Origin of the sequence: Microbacterium sp. Beta (assembly GCF_005502545.1) — a bacterium.
Classification (GTDB): Bacteria; Actinomycetota; Actinomycetes; order Actinomycetales; family Microbacteriaceae; genus Microbacterium; species Microbacterium oxydans.
The window spans coordinates 1-4,968 of the sequence record NZ_SCOG01000051.1; the positions used below are offsets into that span (position 1 = coordinate 1).

At 67.1% G+C, this 4,968-nt stretch carries 6 protein-coding genes; all 6 read right to left on the reverse strand.

The window, feature by feature from the left end; genetic code table 11:
* Positions 1-432 precede the first annotated feature (432 nt).
* A complete protein-coding gene (locus FFS56_RS20305; RefSeq protein ID WP_137771889.1) occupies positions 433-771 on the reverse strand; it encodes a hypothetical protein in 339 nt (112 codons plus the stop codon).
* 12 nt (positions 772-783) lie between these two features.
* Entirely contained in the window at positions 784-1,398 is a 615-nt protein-coding gene (locus FFS56_RS20310) for a hypothetical protein (RefSeq protein WP_137771890.1), read from the reverse strand.
* On the reverse strand, positions 1,395-2,162 hold the full coding sequence (locus FFS56_RS20315; protein ID WP_137771891.1) for a tail fiber domain-containing protein: 768 nt from the start codon (positions 2,160-2,162) through the stop codon (positions 1,395-1,397). Before FFS56_RS20315 ends, FFS56_RS20310 begins: the two co-directional genes overlap by 4 nt.
* A 14-nt stretch (positions 2,163-2,176) precedes the next feature.
* Entirely contained in the window at positions 2,177-4,372 is a 2,196-nt protein-coding gene (locus FFS56_RS20320) for a hypothetical protein (RefSeq protein ID WP_137771892.1), read from the reverse strand.
* A complete protein-coding gene (locus tag FFS56_RS20325; protein ID WP_137771893.1) occupies positions 4,369-4,719 on the reverse strand; it encodes a hypothetical protein in 351 nt (116 codons plus the stop codon). Before FFS56_RS20325 ends, FFS56_RS20320 begins: the two co-directional genes overlap by 4 nt.
* A partial coding sequence (locus FFS56_RS20330) for a hypothetical protein (RefSeq protein WP_171011073.1) occupies positions 4,716-4,968 on the reverse strand: 253 nt, incomplete at its 5' end. The genes FFS56_RS20330 and FFS56_RS20325, both read right to left, overlap by 4 nt.

Here is a 4,968-nt window from a genome sequence, read left to right on the forward strand (position 1 = left end):
CGCCGACTTGGCGCAATTGGTAGCGCACCGTACTTGTAATTCAAGGCGGACGCATATCAGAGGTTTGCGCGGGGTGTCATATGACATCAGTCCCCTTGGAGCGACTGTTCAGACGCAGTCAGCGGTCATCATGCTCGCTCATCGAATGTGCGGGGTAAGTGCGGGGTTTCGGAATGGGTGACCCTATCCCAGATGGGGTGCCCGCCCTTAATATCGACACATGAAGCGAATCGCGGTCGTCTCTTGCGCATCCCTAGTGCTGCTCCTAGCTGCCTGCGGCTCGCCGGTGCCCGCTCCGACTCCCTCGACCGATGCCGAGAGGGCGGCCTGCATGGAAGCGGAAGGCTACCCGCTCGATCAGCCAGCGAACGAGAACGAAGACTTCACGTGGGAAGGTCTCCGCGCAGCTTCCGCGAAGTGCGGACTCGAGAGCTAGAGGTCGCGGCGTAGCTTGTCGCCGGTTTCGATGCTGCCCGTGTCGGCTGGCACGAGCTTGGCGAGCTCGACGTTCTCGCGGGTGAGTCGCTCGATCTCGGCGTCGCGACGAGACAGGTTTCCGTTCGTCTGCTTCTGGACGTCCTCGATCTTCTCGTTCGTCTTGCCGAGGGCGTAGAACGTTCCGGCGGCGACGACGACGAGCCCGAGGATCTGGACGAGTAGGGCGGTGAACGTCGCGGACGCGTCGGGTCGTTCGACGAGGAGGTAGAGGGAGCCGATCAGGCCGAGGGCGGCGAGGATGGCGAAGGTGATGAAGACGGCGGTCTTGTTCATGAGTGTGTCCGTTCAGATCTTGGGGATGGCATCGAAGTCTGACTGGGGCATCACGGCGACATGGCCGGCGCCGAACTTGCCGCCGGTGGCGACGTTGAACGCCTGCGCTGCGGTGAGTTCGCCCTTGGGCACCTTGCGGCGCTTTCCGGTGGTCTGGTCGATCCAGTAGACCTCGGCGGACTTGTCGCCTTTTGCGTAGTAGCCGTTGGGCATGTCTTCCTCCTGAATGGTGTCGGTGTCGGGGGCGAGTCCCCCGGCGGTGGTCGGGATGATGCGGGCGATCGGATAGGTGCGAACGTTGGGGACGGTCCAGTGCCACGGCTCGTATGAGAATGGGCGGATGAGTCCGGCCGCGGCGAGGCGACGCACGCGGTCGGGGGTCGGGTCGATGTCGAGGGCCACGCCGCGTACGTGGGCGAGCTGCTGCGTCTCGTCGTCGGGGTTGTCGGCCGGGTTGAATCCGGGAATCCGGTCGACCCATCCGTCGTAGAAGTACTTCTGCTCGTCGTACAACCGGAGGGCACTGTTGATCGGTGGGCGGCCGGCGGCCTGCCATGCCTCGACGATGACGCGGCGCGCGTGCTTGCCGGGATGGCCGGGGATGGGGATGATGTCCAGCGGGCTCATTCTCGGGCCTCCAGCGCGGCGACGCGGGTCAGGAGGCGTTGCACGGCGGGGAGCAGTGCGACGCCGATCATCTCGTAGTTGATGCCCTCGGGGGTGCCCTCCTCGTTGAAGAACACGACCCATTCGAGGCCCGCGTCGACGAGGCGCTCGGCGATGAGGCCGACCTCTCGGCGGTCGTCCTCGGCGACCGCGGCGCGCCACTGGTAGGACACGAGGGTGAGCATCGCGATCTGCTCGTCCGTGACCTCGTGAGGGCGAATGAACTTCTTGTACCGTTCGGTCGAGGCGGCGTATCCGATGAGGCCGTTGTCCTGGACCCAGAGCGCGCGGCGGGTGCCGGTGATGCTGCGGTTGTACACGTCGGGTTTCATGTTCCCGGCCTGCACATAGTCCAGGTCTGCTTGGTTCGCCTTCGCGGCCACGTCGCCGGTGGAGGCCTTGTTCGCGCTGAGGAAGTCGAGGTCGGCCTGCACGTTGGATGCGCCGGTCGGCCCGGACTTCGTGTTGCCCGCGGTGATGTCGAGGTTCGTCCGTGCGGTCGCCGCGGTCGTCGCGCCCGTGCCGCCGTTCGCGACGGGAACGGATCCGCTTCCGATCTTCGAGGCGGGCAGGGTGACGCCGGGCTTCCAGTTCGCGGGGCCGCCTGCGATGAAGTCGCGCGTCTGGTTGATGTACTCGTCGAGGTCGGAGCGGAGCCCCGTGCCGGGGACGAGCGGCATGTTTGCGAGGGCCGCGTCCGTGCCGGGTGTGGGAGTGAGAGGCATGATGTCGTCTCCTGTCAGGTGTCGGTGTCGATGGTTCCGGCGGAGCCGCCGTCGATGGTTCCGATGGCGAGGTCAATCGCCCCGGCGGGGGTGTCGACGGTGCGCGCCGAGACGGTCACGGTGTCGGTGGCGAGGTCGTAGCGGACGGTGGAGGCGAGGCCGGTTTGGATCGGGGTGCCTTCGAGCAGGATGCTGAGGTACTGGTCGGTGCGCTCGTCCCAGGTCGGTATCGCGGAGACGGTCACGGTGCGCCCTCGGCCCTGTGCGCGGCGCACGATGTTCTCCGCGCGGCCGGGGCCGGGATACACGGTGTCCCGGAGCTCGACGCGCAGCACCTTCGTGGGAGGGGTGGTGAGGGCGAAGGCGTCGGTGCGGGTCTGCTCGATGCCGCTGCTGTCCGTCCACGTGTAGACGTAGACCGCGGCGTCACACCAGGCGTCGTCCTCGCGGGAGAGCTTCTCGTCGGCGGTCTCGATGTTCACCGCGTACCGGTAGGTCTGGTTGCCGGTCGCCCGGTAGTCGGCCGCGCGGAGCGTCCACCGCCGCTGCTCGTCACACACAAGGCGGAGCCCTGCCGCTTTCAGCAGCGGTTCCAGGAACGCCATCCCTGACACCCCGGCCCGCCAGAGCAGCGACTCCGGCAGCCGCTCGACACTCGTTGGGGTGCGGGTCGAGGCGGAGGCGTTCACGTCCTTGTCCCACGCGTACGTGTAGGCGTCGGTGGGCGTGCCGCCGGTGAACAGCGGGATGGCCTCGTTGCCCTCGTGGAACATCACCCCGTCGACGAAATGCAGGTTCCCGACCGCGTGCGCGCCCGCCCACTCGATGAATACCCGCGCACCCGACGCACCGGCCGGGGCGCGGGAGGTGAGCACGTACCGGGTCCACGCAGTCGCGGAGGTCATCACGTAGGCGGACTGTTCGTCTCGGATGAAGTTGCCCGACGGGCCGGTCCACCGGATGATGATGCGCGCTTGCTTCGTGTTCCCCGCATAGGAGCGCAGGTACGCGGAGGCGGTGTAGGTTGCCCCGGCGCTGACGCCCATCGGGGTGATCTGCCCGATGGAAAGGCCCGTGGTCGCGGTGGCCTGCACGCGCAGGAGGTAGGAGCCCTGGTACGGGGGTGCGTACGTGGCACCGTCGCGGACCACGTTGGGCGCGCCCACATCGCCCGCGAAAGCCGGGGTGGCGTTCTCCACCGACGGATCGGGGAACAGGTTCTTCACACCCCAGATCGCGGTAGCGTCCGCATCGACCGTGCCCGGTGCGAGCACCCGATCCCGGTACGTGCCCAGCCGGGACGTCTGCTCCGTGACAAACCCCGTCGCGTCCAGGCGCGAGCCGGTCGGGGCGACACCGGTCACACGGAAGATCGGCACAACCCGATCCGCGCCAGCCATCCGGGTCACCGTGAGACTCACCCGCGTGAACTGCCCGGACGCGACCGGCACCACGGCATCCTGCGTGCCGAGCAACACTCCACCGGCATACTGCTGCACATACACCCGCCCCAACGGCGCACCGATCGACGACGGGCGCACCCACGACGAAACCGTGATCGACGAGCCGAGCGGGGCCACCAGGACGTTGTTCGTCGTCAGGCCACGCACATCCAGATAGGTGCTGTCCGCGGTCGCCTGCGCTCGCACGAACGTGTCGATGCCCTCGCCGCCAACGTTCAGGCCCGGCGTCGAGGCCGTGGTGAACGTCGGCAATCCCGCGCCGGACTGCGTTGCCGTCCACTGCGCGGTGGTCGTCGCTCGCGGGTTCTGCGCCCGGTTCGGTGCCAGGCCCGTGACCTTCTCGAGCACGTAGTCGCACACCGCGCGCAGCGACGCCTGGTAGGCGCGCGGGCCGTTGTCGTCGACGAGCTGCGCGTAGTCCATCACCAGCGCCTCATCAGACGCGAGCGTGAGCGTGACCGTTCCGCCCGCCCGGTCCGGGGCCGCCTCACGGATGCCGAGGTCGAACGTCCTCGTGGTTCCGCCATCACGGGCGGCGGTCAGGACCACACGTCGAGAGTCTCGCGGGTCCATCTTCGTGAGCTCAAGCGCGTCCTCCACTGCCACCGGAACCGATGACTTCACATGAGGGATCGCCGCCGCATCCAGGGTGATGTTCCCGCCGGTGTTCTCGTCGAGAGACAGGGTGATGTCTCCGCCGGCATCGAGAATGCGGGCTGTGTAGACGTGCTCGCTGAAGGTGGTCACGAGATCTCCTGATACGGAACCTCAAGGGACCACACGCCGCCGCTGCTGAGCACCTGCCCCAGGTCGCCGCCAGCAACGACGAACTGCATCGACACCTCGTCCACGCCTGAGTTGGACAGGGTGAGTGGCTGGGTGACGGCCAGCACCGCACGCGCGGCAACGGCTGCAGCGCCCGTCTCGAACACGAGCTTCAGGGTTCCCTTCCGGAGCCCTGAAGGGCGCTTGGTGATGTCCGGGTCGGGGCGTCCGAGGATCGTGTGGACGATCGAGCGCAGGGGCGTGTCTCCCTCGAAACTCGACATGTAGGCGGTGATGGTGCCGCTCGCGTACGTGATGGTCGTGGTCACTTGTCCCACCCCATGGTCTGAGCAAACTGTGTGTTGAGCTTCGCGGTGATGGACACGGTGCGAGAACGGGTCAGGGCATCGAGGTCAACCCGCACCTGGTTCAGGCCGTTGACTCGGGCGTTGATCTCGGCATCCGGGACGCTGTTGGCCGCATCCCCAACTCGCTGAATGTCGGTCGTCGCCTGCTGCGTCTTGGCGTTCACGGCCACCTCGACATCCCCCGGGAGCTTGAAGATGGTGTTCCCTAGG